19 protein-coding genes and 1 other RNA gene are annotated in these 16812 nt (G+C 45.6%); 9 read left to right on the forward strand and 11 right to left on the reverse strand.

Features of this window, described 5'->3' with window-relative positions; translation table 11 throughout:
• Positions 1 to 6 precede the first annotated feature (6 nt).
• The 4 genes from RIH33_RS18520 (at position 7) to RIH33_RS18535 (ending at position 2724) form a co-directional block, all read left to right on the forward strand.
• On the forward strand, positions 7 to 441 hold the full coding sequence (locus RIH33_RS18520) for an RrF2 family transcriptional regulator (protein WP_406652797.1): 435 nt from the start codon (positions 7 to 9) through the stop codon (positions 439 to 441).
• Between the two features lie 39 nt (positions 442 to 480).
• The gene (locus RIH33_RS18525; protein ID WP_406652798.1) at positions 481 to 861 is read left to right on the forward strand and encodes a group III truncated hemoglobin; all 381 of its coding nucleotides are present in this window, start codon (positions 481 to 483) and stop codon (positions 859 to 861) included.
• A gap of 11 nt (positions 862 to 872) precedes the next feature.
• Positions 873 to 1325, forward strand: coding sequence for a hemerythrin domain-containing protein (locus RIH33_RS18530; RefSeq protein WP_406652799.1), 453 nt, complete (start codon positions 873 to 875; stop codon positions 1323 to 1325).
• A gap of 121 nt (positions 1326 to 1446) precedes the next feature.
• Positions 1447 to 2724, forward strand: a complete 1278-nt coding sequence (locus tag RIH33_RS18535) for a chloride channel protein (protein ID WP_406652800.1) — start codon at positions 1447 to 1449, stop codon at positions 2722 to 2724.
• Here the strand turns inward: RIH33_RS18535 and RIH33_RS18540 are convergent, their stop codons facing one another.
• On the reverse strand, positions 2725 to 3906 hold the full coding sequence (locus tag RIH33_RS18540) for a thioredoxin family protein (protein ID WP_406652801.1): 1182 nt from the start codon (positions 3904 to 3906) through the stop codon (positions 2725 to 2727).
• A gap of 58 nt (positions 3907 to 3964) precedes the next feature.
• On the opposite strand from RIH33_RS18540, the gene RIH33_RS18545 reads away from it, so the two are divergent.
• The 5 genes from RIH33_RS18545 (at position 3965) to ssrA (ending at position 7414) form a co-directional block, all read left to right on the forward strand.
• On the forward strand, positions 3965 to 4579 hold the full coding sequence (locus RIH33_RS18545) for a DUF1684 domain-containing protein (protein ID WP_406652803.1): 615 nt from the start codon (positions 3965 to 3967) through the stop codon (positions 4577 to 4579).
• Positions 4580 to 4660: 81 nt separating this feature from the next.
• Complete coding sequence (locus RIH33_RS18550; protein ID WP_406652804.1) at positions 4661 to 5800, forward strand: class I SAM-dependent RNA methyltransferase; 1140 nt, start codon at positions 4661 to 4663, stop codon at positions 5798 to 5800.
• A 65-nt stretch (positions 5801 to 5865) separates the two neighbouring features.
• The gene (locus RIH33_RS18555) at positions 5866 to 6819 is read left to right on the forward strand and encodes a mechanosensitive ion channel family protein (protein ID WP_406652806.1); all 954 of its coding nucleotides are present in this window, start codon (positions 5866 to 5868) and stop codon (positions 6817 to 6819) included.
• On the forward strand, positions 6806 to 6943 hold the full coding sequence (locus RIH33_RS18560) for a hypothetical protein (protein WP_406652808.1): 138 nt from the start codon (positions 6806 to 6808) through the stop codon (positions 6941 to 6943). The genes RIH33_RS18555 and RIH33_RS18560 overlap by 14 nt, the downstream gene beginning before the upstream one ends.
• A gap of 73 nt (positions 6944 to 7016) precedes the next feature.
• Positions 7017 to 7414, forward strand: a transfer-messenger RNA (tmRNA) gene (gene ssrA / locus RIH33_RS18565).
• 135 nt (positions 7415 to 7549) lie between these two features.
• Here the strand turns inward: ssrA and RIH33_RS18570 are convergent.
• From RIH33_RS18570 to RIH33_RS18615, 10 genes are all read right to left on the reverse strand, one after another.
• A complete protein-coding gene (locus RIH33_RS18570; RefSeq protein ID WP_406652810.1) occupies positions 7550 to 9082 on the reverse strand; it encodes a hypothetical protein in 1533 nt (510 codons plus the stop codon).
• A gap of 5 nt (positions 9083 to 9087) precedes the next feature.
• Complete coding sequence (locus tag RIH33_RS18575; RefSeq protein ID WP_406652812.1) at positions 9088 to 10092, reverse strand: hypothetical protein; 1005 nt, start codon at positions 10090 to 10092, stop codon at positions 9088 to 9090.
• 207 nt (positions 10093 to 10299) lie between these two features.
• Positions 10300 to 10743, reverse strand: a complete 444-nt coding sequence (locus RIH33_RS18580) for a type II toxin-antitoxin system HigA family antitoxin (RefSeq protein WP_406652814.1) — start codon at positions 10741 to 10743, stop codon at positions 10300 to 10302.
• 1 nt (position 10744) lies between these two features.
• On the reverse strand, positions 10745 to 11077 hold the full coding sequence (locus tag RIH33_RS18585) for a type II toxin-antitoxin system HigB family toxin (protein ID WP_406652815.1): 333 nt from the start codon (positions 11075 to 11077) through the stop codon (positions 10745 to 10747).
• A 379-nt stretch (positions 11078 to 11456) separates the two neighbouring features.
• Positions 11457 to 11669, reverse strand: a complete 213-nt coding sequence (locus tag RIH33_RS18590; RefSeq protein WP_406652817.1) for a heavy-metal-associated domain-containing protein — start codon at positions 11667 to 11669, stop codon at positions 11457 to 11459.
• 95 nt (positions 11670 to 11764) lie between these two features.
• Positions 11765 to 12805 carry a 2Fe-2S iron-sulfur cluster-binding protein gene (locus RIH33_RS18595; protein ID WP_406652819.1) on the reverse strand — a complete coding sequence of 347 codons (1041 nt, stop codon included), beginning with the start codon at positions 12803 to 12805 and terminating at the stop codon, positions 11765 to 11767.
• A 14-nt stretch (positions 12806 to 12819) separates the two neighbouring features.
• Positions 12820 to 15069, reverse strand: coding sequence for a heavy metal translocating P-type ATPase (locus tag RIH33_RS18600; RefSeq protein WP_406652821.1), 2250 nt, complete (start codon positions 15067 to 15069; stop codon positions 12820 to 12822).
• Positions 15070 to 15312: 243 nt separating this feature from the next.
• Entirely contained in the window at positions 15313 to 15753 is a 441-nt protein-coding gene (locus RIH33_RS18605; RefSeq protein WP_406652822.1) for a DoxX family protein, read from the reverse strand.
• 11 nt (positions 15754 to 15764) lie between these two features.
• Positions 15765 to 16118: a SnoaL-like domain-containing protein gene (locus RIH33_RS18610; RefSeq protein WP_406652824.1), complete on the reverse strand. Its 354-nt coding sequence runs from the start codon at positions 16116 to 16118 to the stop codon at positions 15765 to 15767.
• A 96-nt stretch (positions 16119 to 16214) separates the two neighbouring features.
• Positions 16215 to 16790 (reverse strand): Crp/Fnr family transcriptional regulator, encoded by a 576-nt coding sequence (locus tag RIH33_RS18615; protein WP_406652826.1) that lies wholly within the window; start codon positions 16788 to 16790, stop codon positions 16215 to 16217.
• Positions 16791 to 16812 lie beyond the last annotated feature (22 nt).

Here is a 16812-nt window from a genome sequence, read left to right on the forward strand (position 1 = left end):
ACGACTATGTTTTCAAAAGCGTGTGAATATGGAATCAGAGCCACCATCTATGTGGCTGTGCAATCCCTTGAAGGAAAGCGGGCAAGCCTTAAAAGCATTGCGGCTGAGATAGAATCCCCAGTGGCATTTACAGCCAAAATATTACAGGATCTGGTCCGAAAAGGCCTGATGCAGTCAGTTATGGGGCCTACCGGAGGATTTGAAATCGACCAGCAAAAACTGGACAGTCTAAAACTCAGCCAGGTAGTGGACGCCATAGATGGAGACTCCATCTACAAGGGCTGTGGGCTGGGCATGAAGCAATGCGATGAGTCTAAGCCCTGCCCGGTTCATGACAAATTCGCCAGGGTGCGTGCCGATCTGCGGGAAATGCTCGAAAGCACAAGCCTCCTGGGACTGGCCACCGAACTGGAAACCGGAAGTACGTTTTTGAAACGCTGAAAAAGGCCAGTCAGCAGTAGTTATTTAGATGACAATACCATGAGCGCACAAATCATACAACTAGAAGACATCAAATTACTGGTAGACAGTTTCTACGGAAAGGTGCAGGAGGATGAGCTGCTTGCCCCCGTATTCCACGGGCGCATAGCCGACAAATGGCCGGAGCACATGGAGAAAATGTATCGTTTCTGGCAGACGGTTTTGCTGGGTGAGCATACCTATCTGGGAAGCCCTTTTGCTCCTCATGCTAATTTACCCGTGGATCATACTCATTTCGAGCGCTGGCTTCAGCTTTTCTATACAACCATCGACGGGCTCTTCGAAGGTGAAAAGGCCGAAGAGGCCAAATGGCGGGCCGGCAAGATGGCCGAAATGTTTCAACTGAAAATGGCCTATCGTCAGCAACATGGCTTAACCTAACCCTCTCATACATGCCCCTGAAACGACACAAAGCCCTGCAACCCCTGAGTCATAATCATCACCACAGTCTGCTCCTCTGCTGGAAAATAAGAATGGGTTTTCGGAAGCAGATAGACCTGAACCGGATCAAGCGCTATACAGACTGGTATTTCCATCATCACATTCAACCACACTTCTCCCTGGAAGAACAGCACCTCTTCCCCATTTTGGGTGAAGACCACCCCCTGGTAAAAAGAGCGATGGCACAGCATCGCAGGCTTAAGCGGTTATTCACTGATGAATATGAATTCAAAAGGAATCTGAGCCGGATAGAAGATGAACTCGAAAGTCACATCCGGTTTGAGGAGCGGGTACTCTTTCAGGAGATTCAGGCGCAGATTTCCAAAAGCCAAACAGAACTGCCGGAAATCCTTCATAGGGAATTGCCATATGAGGAAAATATGAGTGATCCTTTTTGGGAATAAAAAACCGGGTCTGCGCTACCCCTTTGCAAGATTTCTCCCTACAAAACCCATCCAATCACTTCATTTTTCTCACTTTTGCCTTTCAAACAGAAGTACAGATTACTTACTAATCATTAGTAAAGTGGAAGTAAAAGGAAAAAGAAAGCTATTGGATAAGGTGAGCATTCTGGAGGGTGCCAGCCCATCCAATCCATTTGTATTCAGTCGCATGTTTCTACTTTGGGCATTTCTGGGCCTGGTGGGTGGGCTCATTGCAGGCATATACTGGATTACCCTTGAGTTTCTCACACACCAGCTTTCTGCATTTCAGGGTTGGCAGGTCATCCCGCTCATGGCTGGCGCAGGATTGCTTGCCGGACTCATTATCCACTTCATAGGAGATCCAGGGGAGATTCAGCTCATTGTCAATAACATCCGGTTCAACAAAGGAAAACTTGACCCTAAAAACAACCCCTCAATGATTCTCTCGTCACTCCTGTGTGTGGCATCCGGCGGCAGTCTGGGACCTGAGGCGCCCCTGGTACAGGTCACAGGATCCACGGGCTCGTGGCTGGGAAAAATGTTGCGCCTGAAAGGAGAAGAGTTACGCTCACTCAGCATTGCCGGTATGGCCTCCGGATTCACTGCACTCTTTGGGGCACCGCTGGGCGGCAGCCTCTTTTCCCTGGAGATTCTTCATCACAAGCATGTAGTGGAGCATTACCAGGCCATCATCCCTGCGTTTGTGGCCAGTTGCTTCAGCTATGTCATCTTCGCTTTCGTGGTTCACCTGGGATTCGGGCCCATCTGGGACCTCCCCGCGTATGAAATAGCCGACAAGTTCGATTTTGCACTGGCGGTATTCTTTGCCTTGTTTGCCACGGCGCTGGGCTGGGGTTTTATTTTTTTGACCAAACTGTTGAAAACGGCATTTCAAAAAACAGCCTTTCCGATCTATATAAACACCCTTCTCGGAGGGATCATCCTTGGGGTCATCGCCTATTACTTCCCGCTGACCAGGTATTTTGGACACGAGCAAACAAACCACCTCCTGGAAGGCCAGCATACGCTGGTGTTTTTGGTACTCCTCTTACTGTTCAAAGTGCTGGCTATTTCTGTAACGGTGACCTCCGGGTGGCGTGGTGGATTTATCATTCCACTTTTTTTCACCGGTGCTACGCTCGGCTTAATTATCCACCACTTCATGCCTGAGGTGAGTATTTCACTGGCCGTAATCAGTTGTATGGCCGCCATCAATGTGTGCGTCACCCGCACACCACTGAGCACAACCATCCTGCTGGCCACGCTCACAGGGTTTTCTTATTTCATTCCTATCCTGTTTGCCAGTCTTACCGGTTATTTTTTGGCTCCCAAAGAACCATTCATCGCTTCACAACTAAAGGAAGAATCAGGCAAATAGTTATTGCCCTTCAGTGAAAAACTTCAATTGATTCTGGTAATACATCAGGTCCTCCAGTTCGACCTCCGCTGCCTGTAGTGCTTTCTCACTGTATTTCACAGCCTCCTTCTTCTCCCCCAGCTTGAAGAGCAGTGAGGCATAACTATCGTAATAGGTCGCACTGGGATAGTTGTCCAGCACCCCACGCATCCAGTTTTTGGCTGCATTCAGATGGCCCTCATCGTCTACAAACAGATAAAATTTCCAGGCAAATTCATTTAGCTGATCCGGATCCTCCACCTGCTGCTCTGCCACCACTTTCACAGCATTCTCAGCATACGCCGGCCAGTTGGCCTTGAGGTCAGCCGTTTTCAGGTTCACCAGCGATAGCAACTCGTTTTTCTGATCAAAATCCACATCATTCAGGAGCTGCCGAAGGGCCTGCGTGGCAAACAAAGTAAGGTCCTCACCCTCATAGATGGCAATGAGCTGATCCAGCATCACATCATGTATTTTCTGATCTACAGTATCTTTTCCATACCTGAGGCCATACATGTCGTGGTAAGCCATCAGGTACTGAAAAGGCTCACTAAAAGGATCAGTCACATTCAGGTTGATCATGGCCCAGGCGCTCTCCTCCATCCATTTAGAATGTGGCAGCCCCGTGAAATAAGCCTCCACCAGTGCTGACGGATCCATGCAGGCATCGGCCAGCATGAGCGAATAGTCCACCAGAAAATCCAATGAACGCTCACCCTCCTCAAAATGCTGTTGCATCTCCGAAAGGTTACCCGCCCCAAGAGCAGCCTTACCAAGGGTGATCAGCTCATCCGTCTCCACGGCCCCACATCCCCTGTGCACCACTTCTCCACGGCTATCCAAAAACAGCAAAACCGGAAAGGAGCTCACCTCATACTCCTCAGCCAGCACAGCCCCTGCAATGTCTTCCATGTCCATCCGGATGTTGATGAAATTGGTATTGAAGAAGGTGCCTGATTCACTATCGGTAAAAGTGTATTTCTCCAAAATGGCACAAGGCTGGCTCCAGTTGACGTACCCCTCCAGAAATATCAGTTTGCCCGACTTTTCAGACAACTCCAGTGCTTCAGACCAGGACAGGTCATTGAATTTTACACCCTCCTGAGCTGAGCCGTACAGAGCAGTCAAAAGGACAAATGCAGACAAAAAATGTGATTTACTCATAAGAAAGTGTGTAATTTGAACCTAAAAATAAGTGAAATAAAGATAGCTCTCACACGCAATGTACACGAACATAAAATATCTGATCTGCACGCTTTTTCTATGCTGTGGCATCACCGCCCTGGCCCAGACTGCCTACGAAGCTGAGATCAGCCAATGGCAAAAAGAGCTCAATGAGGAGTTTTCTGATCCTGACTCCTCTCCATTGACAGCCAAAGAAATCAAGAAATTCAAAGGCCTGGAGTTTTACCCCATCAATGAGGCCTACCGTGTAGAAGCCAAGCTGGAAATCCTTCAAAACGAGCAGCCCTTCACCATCCCCACAAGCTCACAGCAGCAGAAGGTGTTTGTAAAGTATGCCATCGCCCGATTTGAACTGCTCGGCCAGGCGTTTGAGTTTCCGCTCTACCAGAGCCTGCAACTGCAGCAGTCCGAAGAGTATCAGGACTATCTGTTTGCGCCTTTTACTGACGAAACCAATGGATTTGAAACCTATGGCGGAGGCCGGTATATGGACCTGAGGATTCCTGAGGGCGATACGCTCATTATCGACTTCAACAAAGCGTATAATCCCAGCTGCGCGTACAGCCCTAATTACAACTGCCCCATTCCTCCTCGTGAAAATGACCTGACCCTGGAAGTAAAAGCCGGGGTGAAGGCCTGGGAAGAGCACTAAACATTGCGCTACCCCGACTTACTCATGTGAAGAGTTCGTATCATTGCAGTCTCGGATTTTTAGGTACAACAGGGGCAATTGATGAAAATACACATAAAAACACTTTTTGGGCTGGAGGAGATACTGGCAGAAGAAGTCAGAAAAATAGGCGGACAAAATGTAGAGGTACAGAAGCGGTCTGTCTCCTGCGAGGGTGACATGCACTTTCTCTACAGTGCCAACCTGAACCTACGCACAGCACTTAAAGTGCTGGTACCCGTGTACCACTTTACGGCCCGCACCGAACAGCAGCTTTACGACCAGGTGATGAAACATGACTGGTCCAGGTATCTGAACAATAACCAGACTTTCGCCATTGACAACACGGTGTTTTCTGAGTTTTTCAGACACTCACAATACGCCGCCCTGAAGACCAAAGATGCCATCGTGGATCAGTTCAGAAACCGCACCGGCAAGCGCCCCTCCGTGGACATCAAAGCGCCGGACATTCAGTTTGACCTGTACGGCTTCAAAGATCAGTTTACCATCTCGCTGGATAGCTCTGGCGATACGCTCAACCGACGTGGCTACCGTGAGCCGGGCCATGAAGCCCCCCTCAATGAAGTGCTGGGCGCCGGCCTGCTCTACCTCGCCGGATGGAACAAGTCCATCCCACTGATAGACCCCATGTGTGGTACGGGTACCATCCTGATAGAAGCGGCCATGATGGGCCAAAACATTCCCCCACAAATCAACCGACATGATTTTGGGTTTAAAAACTGGAGCAACTTCCACCCTACGGTATGGAATCAGGTGGTCTCTGAGGGCAAAGCCGGCATTCGGAAGGCCCAGCTGAACATCACCGGCGGAGACATAGATGGAGATGCAGTGCTGATGGTGAATAAATCTCTGCGAAAATTCAAACTGAGCGACTCAGTGACTGTGACCCGCCAGGATGTGCGGGACCACCGACCAAAAACCCCCGACGGAATGATCATCTGCAACCCACCCTACGGGGAGCGGATAGGTCGTGAAAATACCAACGATTTCTACAAGGCCATAGGCAATGTACTCAAAAACAACTTTGCAGGGTTCGATGCGTGGCTGATGAGCTCTAACATGGAGGCATTCAAACACATTAAACTTCGGGCTTCCAAGAAGATTGTGCTCTTCAATGGCCCGCTGGAGTGTAAGTTTCAGAAGTACGAAATGTACAGAGGAAGTAAGGAAGAGACTAAGTAATCCTATACAAATCCAAACACTACTTCCGGAAATGGGTTATTGAGGGGTAAACCAACAAATACCCTATGCAAGCCGACTCTCTCGCCCAGGCCACCAAAAAAGCAGCCCGGGAACTACAAGCTGAAATGAAAGCACCCGTGGAACACATTACCGGGAAGGTAGACAGCTGGCTGGATGCTTTCCTGTCTATGCTGCCCAACATGGCTGTGGCGTTGGTCCTCTTCATTATCTTTCTGATCGCTGCCAAAGCCATTCAGAAAGTATTTTTGAAGCTTTTCAGAAAAAGCTCTGAGAACAAAGCTTTAGAAAACCTCTTTGGTACGATTGTCTACTACATCGTGCTGGGTACCGGGCTTTTCATCATTTTGGGTGTACTTCAGCTGGACAAGGCTGTCACCTCCCTACTGGCAGGGGTGGGTGTGGTAGGGCTGGCCCTTGGCTTTGCCTTTCAGGACATAGCCGCTAATTTTGTATCAGGGGTGATTCTGGCCTTCAGAACACCCTTTCACGTCGGGGATATTGTGAAAATAGGTGACTACATGGGTGCCATCAGTCGCACCAACCTGCGGGTGTCAGTGATCAGGACTTTCCAGGGCCAGGAAGTATACATCCCCAACAAAGATGTGCTGCAGAGTCCGATAGAAAACTTCACCATACTTGGTGAGCGCAGGATAGACCTGGCCGTGGGCGTATCATATGGGGATGACCTGGAGCAGGTGGAAAGGCTCGTCACGGAGACCATCGGCAATCTGGATGGGGTGATACGGCAGGAAGACATGATTTTCACCTATACGGCTTTTGGAGACAGCTCCATCAATTTTGAAATCAAGTTTTGGATACTGTATCCGGATCAGCCGGGCTACCTGACCATGCTGAGTAAGGCCATCAAAGCCATTAAAAGTGCCTTTGATCAACATAACATCACGATACCGTTCCCTATCCGTACGCTGGACTTTGGGATCAAAGGTGGGGAGAAGCTCTCCGCCATGCAGCTGAATACAGGAAATGCGCCGAGTTAGGCATTGGCTATGGAAGGAATCCGCTGGCAGGCTAGACGGGATGGTGGGCAGTGCCGGGCCTGTGCGGACAGCCCGAATATGGGCGGTTCGGGTGAAGGGGGTTCTCTCCAAAAAAACCATCTGAAGGAATCATTTGAGGGGAGTAATATGTTATTATCTTTGCCGACCATTCAGTTAGAGAATGGGTTTTGCACTTTGGGGTCGACCGGAATCGACAGGGAGTGTAAATGATATGCTTGCATGCAGGCGCATGGGATGAGCGCCTTGATCAATAGTTCCAAAACACATTTGGCGAATCTAATTACGCCATGGCAGCCTAATCATTACTTAAATGTGATGATTTACCAGGGTTGAGGCCTAAGCCTCCCCCTGCCACATCCCTCCAAGTCTCTGTCCTTTAGGCTGGAATAAGGGGTGTCGAACTTTAGGACTAGTGTGGGTGAGGCTACTAAGCCCATGCGAAACTCCAGTGGCTGGCAGGTTCGGTAGGTTGTTATTCACCGGCTGGCCTGCGAGATCAAACGAATAACTAAGCATGTAGAGGGTCTATTGTTTCCTTTGCTGGACGAGGGTTCGAATCCCTCCGACTCCACTTAAAAAAAGCCCAGGTGAATTGCCTGGGCTTTTTGTGTTTAAAAGAATGGAGTTCAATGAATAATCTGTTAATACGGCCTCAATTTATCGTTGAGACCATGAGGATTTTATTTCTAGGGTCAAATTGTTTCATCTTTTATTCATCAATACAATGATTATTCAAATCAGATACTGGGCTGGATACGTCTGAATTTAATAACTCAAGTATTCGATCCTTTACTGAGAATAATTCACTGGTGAAAAGTATTATCAGAAGAAATATTACTAGGAGGATTACCCACGCCCAAACATAGGACTTCCTTGATTGTCTAATAAACTTTAGATCGGAATCGAATTGTTCATCCTTATTGAGAATTCTATTAATATCATCTTTAAGAAGAAGATCAGAAAACCGATTTTTTAGAAGTGCATAGTTCGTTTCAAATCTCTTCTTCCTTTTGTTTAGTTCGAAAAGTGAATACAGAAGATACAGAATTGCTAACCCAAGAAATCCAAATGAAATCACCGTCAAATCAAACCCCATTATATTGTCAAAATCTGATTTGCTAACGAATCGAAGTATTACAACAGAAATAAAGAATGAGACAAATGAGAAAATACTCTTTTGGAAGTCCGCAGTGAATTTACTTACGATATCAGAAGAGTCCTTAGTTAGACCTGTCAGTTGATCATTAATTTTATTTCTGATTTCCACGTATCGAGAAATGTTATCCTTCAAATAAACCTCAAAACTTGATCTAATTGACTGGAAAACGTTACCAGCAATAACTGCAGATTTATCATCAGGGGTAAGATGCAGAGAAATAATATTTCTTGCTAACCCTATGCGGTCAGATAAATTTCCTCCAGCATAGATCCACTGATATATTTGTCTATACTCTACAATTGGCTTAACGGTTAAGGCACTAATAGATATAGCACGCTGGATAGATTTGTAGCCATTTAGTTTTATTTCAGCAGTATCAGCATCTAGATCAAATATGGAAATATCCCAAATGGAAGACAGAGTTAGCATTAGCTCAATACGCTCAAAAAAAGATTGAAGGTCTTTATTCCTAATTTCCGAGGACAAAGTAAAATCTTCAGGTAAAAGTGAATACTGGCCAGCAATTGACCTATGACAAATTGAATTGACTTTATTCAGTTTGTCCTTCCTATCAAATGAAATTGAATGTTTTGATCTATTAAATGCAATGCTTTCGGTCTCAAAGGAAAGTTCTGAATTGTCGATAGTGACATGATCAATATTACTATCCAACAATTTCTGAAAAACATACATGGCTCCCTTAAAGTCTAGTGAAGCCAGGTATTGTATAAAGGAGGATTCATCTCTGATTGTGAAATTTTCACTATCAAGTGTTTTCCAGATAATAAATTCCAGTGAAAATGACTCCCCCTCATCTTTATCACCATAGTACTCATCAATAGAATTGAGAAATACGGAGACCTCTTTTAAATCAAATTGAACATCTTCCCTAATGTTACTAAACAAACGTAGCTCCAATTTATCAGGACCGACCTCTTTGTATACCAAATCCATTTTTTCAGCACTTGGTATATCAAAAGAATCCGTTTTGCCCGATTTTAAAATAAATGAATCAATGGACTCTGATTTAGCACACTGCTCTACATTAAGACCAAAAAATGAGACAAGACTATCACCAATCATTTCACTTATTTAAAGTGTTCGTATCCTGAATCTGAATAGATTTTAATAAACTTTCTTTGATCGTCTTCAAGCCCAGCTTGAACAACCCGCTCAATATTATCCACATCCTTCAGATGAAGTTCCATTCCAGGTTGTAACATAATCTTGTTAATAATCCTTGCCCTTATCTCCTCAACCTTAATTCCAAATCTCAAATCAAATCCTTTTTTTTCCGGCAACTCTTCAACCTTCCGAATCAATTCGTCTACTGGAAAATTGGGATCATGAGGTTTATACTCTCGAAAAGTGGTACTCAGAAAATCTTCGAGATCAAACTCATTCCGATTTCTGTAATAGGTTATGGCAGCATTTCTAAGGTAAGTGTGATCTGCAGGATAGTTCTTCTTAATCTTACTAAATATTGCACTATCAATAGCTGTGAAGGACTTTCGAGTATTTTCTTCATCTGTATATACCTCATTTAGCTCAAGAAACGAATCCCACCAGTATTTAGAAATAGAGGCATTTGTATCATACACATACAACTGTTCTGTTGAAAAATCCTTCTTGAAATTAATGAGTATAGCTTTATATACCTTTTTCTTCTTTGGTAAACCTGAATGTAGCCGATACTTATCAGTTTCATCAAGAAATTCAGAATGGTCAGCTTTTGATAAAATTACTTTGATAAATTCATGATCTTCAACTACTATCTGAATGAAGCTACCCCTTTGAATTTCTACGTTTAAGTGTTCAATTTCTTTTTGAGCATTAATTTCAATCGGAAGCAGCCTATTTGCTATAATGTTGGCAGCTTTATTAAAATGACCATTGAGCATCTCTTTTAATTGGCTCCTAACTTCCGTAGTATCACTCCTAAATACAAACCTTCTTTTTGATTTATCGCGACTTATATCGTCAAATAATTTGGTAATATATTCGGTAATATCCTTACCTTCTATTTCTTCTAATAATTCAACTTTGGAGTTAAAATGGTCAATCTTATGAATCGAGGTGTTAAGTATATTCATAATGGTTACGGTAAACTGTTTGAAAACAATCTAAAGTAAGGAAAATATTGCTAATTAGCGTCTTTTATCAATCGAATGGCATTGTATGGCAACAAACACAACGGTTCAAACTCGGTAAAGATGAGTTTGAATTATGCGAGAGTCACTCAACTGAACCTTACGCATGGAGTAGTATGTTGCGAAGGCTTCATGTATTTGGCAAAATAACTAAGTCTCCTGCAATTGTTTGGTGGTATTCATCACTTTAGCATCTCTCATTTTAGGAGATGAGGTAATCTTAAGTTCATAAGGGCGATTGAATGCCTCTTGCTTCATCTTGAAATGTTCAGATAGCTTACGGATCACTTCTTTAGATAGGCCTTTCTTGTAATTCAAAATATCCGAGATCAGTCCCTTTGACACACCCAGCAAATCCGCTAAATTCTTTGCTTTCAAACTATGCTCCTCCATGAGTGAAATCAAAAGCGGCACGGGCTCTACATGCTTCAGTCTATTCGTCTCTTCATCATACTTTCTGATCAGCAGGGTGAGTAATTCTATTTCATCTTCTGACTCCTCAGATCCACTTGGATCGACCAATTGCTGAAGTATTTCACAATACTCATTGTATTGCGCTCGGTTTTTTATGATTTTATACTTTAAAGTCTCCATGTCAATAGATGCTAATTGTGTACTGCTCGTTTTTCTTACAGATCTTATCGTACTCGGCATGAGTTCCAATCCAACAAACGAATAAGTGGGCCATTCTCCTACCAAATGAATACTGACCAATTAATCGGTAATTGTTTCCTCCAATATTAAACACCACTCTATTTGTTCCCTGACCTAGCAGATCTGCCGAATTATAAGTGGATTTAATGTCTCCAGGTTCGTCCCAATCTGCCCATTCTAATTTCTGAAGCCACTGGTCAAATGCGGCTTTACTGCCAGCATACTTTTCTGTAAAATCAAGTATTGTCTTCTCTTTAATAAGATGAACCTGCATGTAAATTTACAAGTATAATGCAAAAATAGTTCACAAAAAGTGAACTTTATTTACCTGGAATAAATCTAATTTCAGCAACTAAAATAGCATATTCAATATAACCACCAATGGTTAGGTCTCCCTCCAGGATCTTATCCTATCGATGAATCCAAAAAAGATGGCCATCTTTTCTTAAAAGACGGTGAGGTTTTCCGAAAAGATGGCCATGTTTTTCAAAAAGACCGCCATCTTTTTTCAGGAGATGGCGGAGCTTCTTACAATAGCATCAAGCATGGCTCGGTAGCAGTGCCTACCCCCTACACCAAAAAACCTCCACACAGTTGGTATGGAGGTTTTTTGGCACCTATCAGGTGCTTTCATTGACCGGGTCAACTTTTGGTTAGTTCACCTTCTCTGCCGTGTAGCCTGCCTTTTCTACCACTGCGATCACCTCTGATTCTGTGGCGCCGGCTGTCTCTACCGTCAGGATTTTATTCGGATTCATGATGTCCACCTCCCACTTAGCAATGCCCTCGGCAGCATCCAGATGAGGCGTCACATTGGCCAGGCAGCCACTGCACTTAATCGTTGTTTTGAATTTTAAAGTACTCATTGTTCTTTTATTTTGATTGTTTAAAACTTGATTTAAAGTTCGCTCTGTCAGCGCTCTTATATTTTACACTTTCACTGCTTTGGGTTACATCATTTTCACCCGTATTGCAGTGCCAGCTTTTCAGATTGGGGAAAGCCTGAGCATAACAATACATACCCCTGCTCCAGCTCATCATCCGGCAGGGCATAGTTGGTTTTCATATGCAGCTGACCGGATATCAGCTTCACCTTACAAGCTCCACACATTGACTCCTTGCAGGAATGTGGCAGGCGGATGCCGGCATCCAGGGCGGATTTTAAGACCGGCTGGTTTCTGTCCGCCCTGAAGGCCACCGGGCCGCCGTTGAAATCCCTGATCTCCACCTGAGTGCAGGCCTCAGAGGCGTCATTCGTATTTTCCACACCTCCGGTACCTGTAAAAGCTTCCACCCTGATGCGATCGTCAGACAAACCCAGGTCTGATAAGGATACCACCGAGAGGTCCATGAGGGAGTCTGGCCCGCAGATGAATACTTCGGGGCTTTCTTTCCAATAGGCATCCACGTACTTTTGAAAATCAAAACGGTTGAGTTTGCGGAATACTGTGTTTTCCTGCTTCTCCGGGCCCGCATCCTCTGCGGACAGGAAGTGCTTCACCTCAAGCCTTCCGTGGTACTTTTGCTCCAGGTAATCCAGCCCGGCCTTGAAAATGATCGATTCTGAACTGCGATTGGCATAGAGCAGTGTCACCTGGCTTTCGGGTTCACGGGCCAGTATGGATTTCATCATGGAATACAGGGGTGTGATGCCACTACCCCCGGCCACCATCAGCACCCTTCTTCGCTCCCCGTAGGTGGTGGTAAACCGCCCACTGGGTGTACTCACCGAGACCTCATCGCCCGCCCGAAGGTGCTCCCCCAGGAAATTGGATGCCAATCCACCCGCCACCTTTTTGATGGTAACAGCGGGTGGCTCACCGATCAACGCAGAAGAGGAAAAGGAATATTGTCTGACCACCTCCTCGCCATTGATATCCAGGAAAAAATTCAAAAACTGGCCTGGAAGATATGATCCTATCGAAGGCGCATTTTCCAGCACCAGCGTGAATGCATCGCTGGTTTCCCTAATGACTTTTTCAATTTTGACTCGCGTTTTCATCACTCTGATGGAATTTAAATTTTTGATGCCTTCAGCCTGAGGCTGTTGGCCACTACGGATACAGAACTGAATGCCATGGCCGCCCCGGCAATCATGGGATCCAACAGGAAACCATTGAATGGATACAGCACACCAGCCGCCACCGGAATACCGATGAGGTTGTAAATGAAAGCCCAGAAAAGATTCTGGCGAATGCCCATGACGGTCTTGCTGGAGAGCTTCAGGGCCTTGGGTATGGACATGAGATCTGAAGTGATCAGGGTCATCTTGGCCACATCCATGGCTATGTCGGAGCCTTTGCCCATGGCAATGCTGACATCCGCCTGAGCCAGGGCATGGGAGTCGTTGATGCCGTCACCCACCATGGCCACCACCTTGCCCTGGGACTGCAGCTTTTTCACAAAATCAGCTTTATCAGAGGGCATTACCTCCGCTTTGAAATGCTTTAATCCAACCTGCTGTGCCACAGCTGCGGCCGTCTGGTGGTTGTCGCCAGTAAGCATATAGACCTCCACACCCCGGTGCTGCAGTGTCTGGATGGCCTGTCTGGAGCTGGCCTTCACCTGATCCGCAATGGCCACCACAGCCAGCACCTGCGCTTCATCCGCGAAGTAAATGACCGTTTTGGCCTCTTGTTGTAATTTGCCTGCTGCCTGGTTGAGCGGAAGACTGATGCTAATATTATTCTCCGATAGGAGTTTTCGGTTTCCCACAAAATACAAGACATCCCCCGCTACTGCGCGGACACCCCGACCAGTGATGCTTTCAAAGGCCTCTATCTCAACAGGCACAATGTTATCGGCTTTGAGTTTATTCACCACAGCCTCTGCCAGTGGGTGCTCCGAAACAGCCTCCAAACCGAGCAAAATTTGCATGGATCGATCCACAGGGTTTTCGTGGCTCCCCCAGATCATGTCGGTGACTACCGGCCGGCCTTCTGTGATGGTTCCCGTTTTGTCCAGGATCACGGCGTTTACTTTATGTGCCAGCTCCAGGCTTTCGGCATCCTTTATCAGGATGTTATTCTCTGCTCCTTTGCCCACACCGACCATAATGGCTGTGGGAGTGGCCAGGCCCAGTGCACACGGACAGGCGATCACCAACACGGCAACGGACGTCAGCAGGGCATGGGTAAAGGCGTCATCGCCGCCCACCATCATCCAGGTGATGAATGTGATGATGGAGATCCCCACCACTATGGGCACAAAGATGCCTGCTATTTTATCTACCAGCTTCTGCACAGGAGCCTTGCTGCCCTGGGCTTCCTGCACCATCCTGATGATTTGGGAGAGCAGGGTCTCGCCCCCCACCTTCTCAGCCCTGAACTGAAATGAACTTTTTTGGTTGATGGTGCCGGCAAACACTTTGTCTCCCTTCGCTTTGGAAACGGCGATGGGCTCACCGGTAATCATGCTCTCATCCACAAAGGATTCGCCTTTGATCACCTGGCCATCTACCGGGATTTTTTCACCGGGTCTTACAATGATGGTATAGCCTACCTGAACGGATGAAATAGGAATCTCCAACTCTTCACCATCGATCAGGGCTTTGAGCGTTTTGGGCTGAAGACCCATCAGTTTTTTAATGGCCGACGAGGTGTTGGATTTTGCTTTTTCCTCAAGCAGTTTTCCGAGCGAAATAAAGGTGATAATCACGACCGCCGCTTCATAATAGACATGCGGATGGATGCCCCTGCTGTGCCAGAATTCGGGAAACAGGGTGTTGAACAAACTATAAATAAACGCTATTCCGGTACTCAGAGCCACCAAAGTGTCCATGTTGGCTTTTCCGTGTCTGGCCTGCTTGAAGGCGTTGATAAAGAAGTTTCTGCCGAACCAGAATAAAGTAGGTATGGTGAGCACCAATGAGATCCACCTCCCCTCACTCCACTCCATGAAGAACATCCCAATGATGAATACCGGCAGTGTGAGCAAGGCAGACCAGATGGTTCGCTCCTTTACCTCCTGATAATGTTTTTGCTGAAGCTCCTGCTGCTTTGCAGCAGGGTCGTCCTCCCCTACGATGAGGTCATATCCGAGGGATTGTACAGCCTGACGCAAGGTATCCTGGGTGATCGAACTTTCATATTCTACCCATACCGAATTGGTGGCGAAGTTGACACTCGCATTTTTCACCCCGGGGGTGTTACCGATCATGGATTCCACACTGGAGGCACACGCGGCACAGGTCATCCCTGTCACCGGGAAGCTTTCCCTGATTACCTGGTGAGGCGCATCCATTGATTTTTCTATTACCTTTTCCATTTCATTTTGAGTTTACTATGCAAAATTGAGGAAGCATTGGTAATTGGGTGTTACACAATTTCGGATATGGGTTACACCTTTTCCATCATTATGGAGACCTGTTCTTTTTTAGGCAGAGAAATGATATTTAGTTCATCTGATGAGTCGCCTGATTTAAATAACAAAAGGAGTTAGTGAGGGAACTTTGGATCCCTCACTAACTCCCTATTTATCCGGCTTTACGCTCTGTTAATCAACATCGGCTTACCTGGACAAAAGCCTGTCAAATGAATACCTGCCAGCCCCGGAGTAAACGAGTGCCAGAGCCATACCGATCCAAAGGAGGAAATATTCATATCCTTCCCCCGCTTGATTCCCATACCAGTTCATAAAAAATCCATTCTCCCAGTGACTGGTTACAATAATTCCGACAGCCAATACAAGGAAAAATCCTGCAAGGAAACGTGTCGCAAAACCTGTCAATAACAAGATGGCCCCTATGGATTCCAACAGAATGATAAGAAAACCAATCACGTAAGGCAATCCCACGTGATCAGTGAAGTAAGACATGGTACCGGTGTAACCAAATCCACCAAACCAACCAAGGAGTTTCTGCGCCCCATGCGGAAAGATCACCAGTGCCAGGAATATTCTAAGTAATAGCGGAGAGGCAGATTCTGAAGTATTAAAAAGTATCTTTTTCATCACTGAATCTTTTAATTACTATAAATAAACTGTTCCAAAATGATTTGGCCATCCTTCCACTCCTGGATAGATATCTGCTGGTAATTTCTAACCCCCCAGTCTTTATGCGTATAGTCATAATGCCACTGAACCATGGTGAAGTTTTCCCCGACTGCCACCTTGAGTGGTTTTGCAAAGCGGAATTCAACAATAGAATCGAAGAATTCAATTTCCCGAATTCGATTTGCTTCTTTGCCTACTGTAGGTTCATTGTCGTTTTCCTGCATCATCACGTCATGGTGATAATACTTTTCAAATGCCTCCAATGCCTTTCCTTCCAGGATGAGGTCATTCAATTCACTGATTTTTTCTAATAATTTTGCCATTTCTTTTCGTTTAAATACTATGGCAAAGCTCCGGGAGAATTGAAGCCTGTACGATAAACCAGATTACAAAATGAGGTTAAACCAGTTTAACTTTTATCACTCGTAGATCAGCTGATTCCTGATTTTACTGAGAAATTCCTTGGTGATCCCAAGGTATGAAGCGATCAGATATTGAGGTACACGCTGTTCTATTTCAGGGTATCGTCTCCTGAAGGCAAGGTATCTTTCTTTGGCAGGAATACTGAAATTTTGGATGATTCTCTGATCTGAGGCCACATAAGCATTCTGAATTATAATTCTAAAAAACCGATCCATTTTGGGGACTTCCTGATATAATCGATTCAGTGCTTCCAATGATATCTGCAAAACCTCTGTAGGCTCAAGGCATTGCACATTATAGGCGGCTGGTGTCTGCATGAGAAAACTTCCAAGATCAGATGTCCACCAATTCTCAATGGCAAACATCACCACATGCTCCTGCCCACTGGCACTGATATGGAAGGTCTTGAGGCAACCCTTCACCACAAAATTTTCAAAACGGCAAACGTCACCCTGCTGTACAATAAACTGACCTTTCAGGTACTTTCTAGGGTTGAAATGTTTTGAAATCAGATCCCTCTCTTCCTCATTGAGTGCTACAACCTTTTCGATATGGGCAAATAAGGATTCCATGATTTCTTGGATTCTGTAGAAG

This window comes from Marinoscillum sp., from assembly GCF_040222955.1.
GTDB lineage: Bacteria > Bacteroidota > Bacteroidia > Cytophagales > Cyclobacteriaceae > Marinoscillum.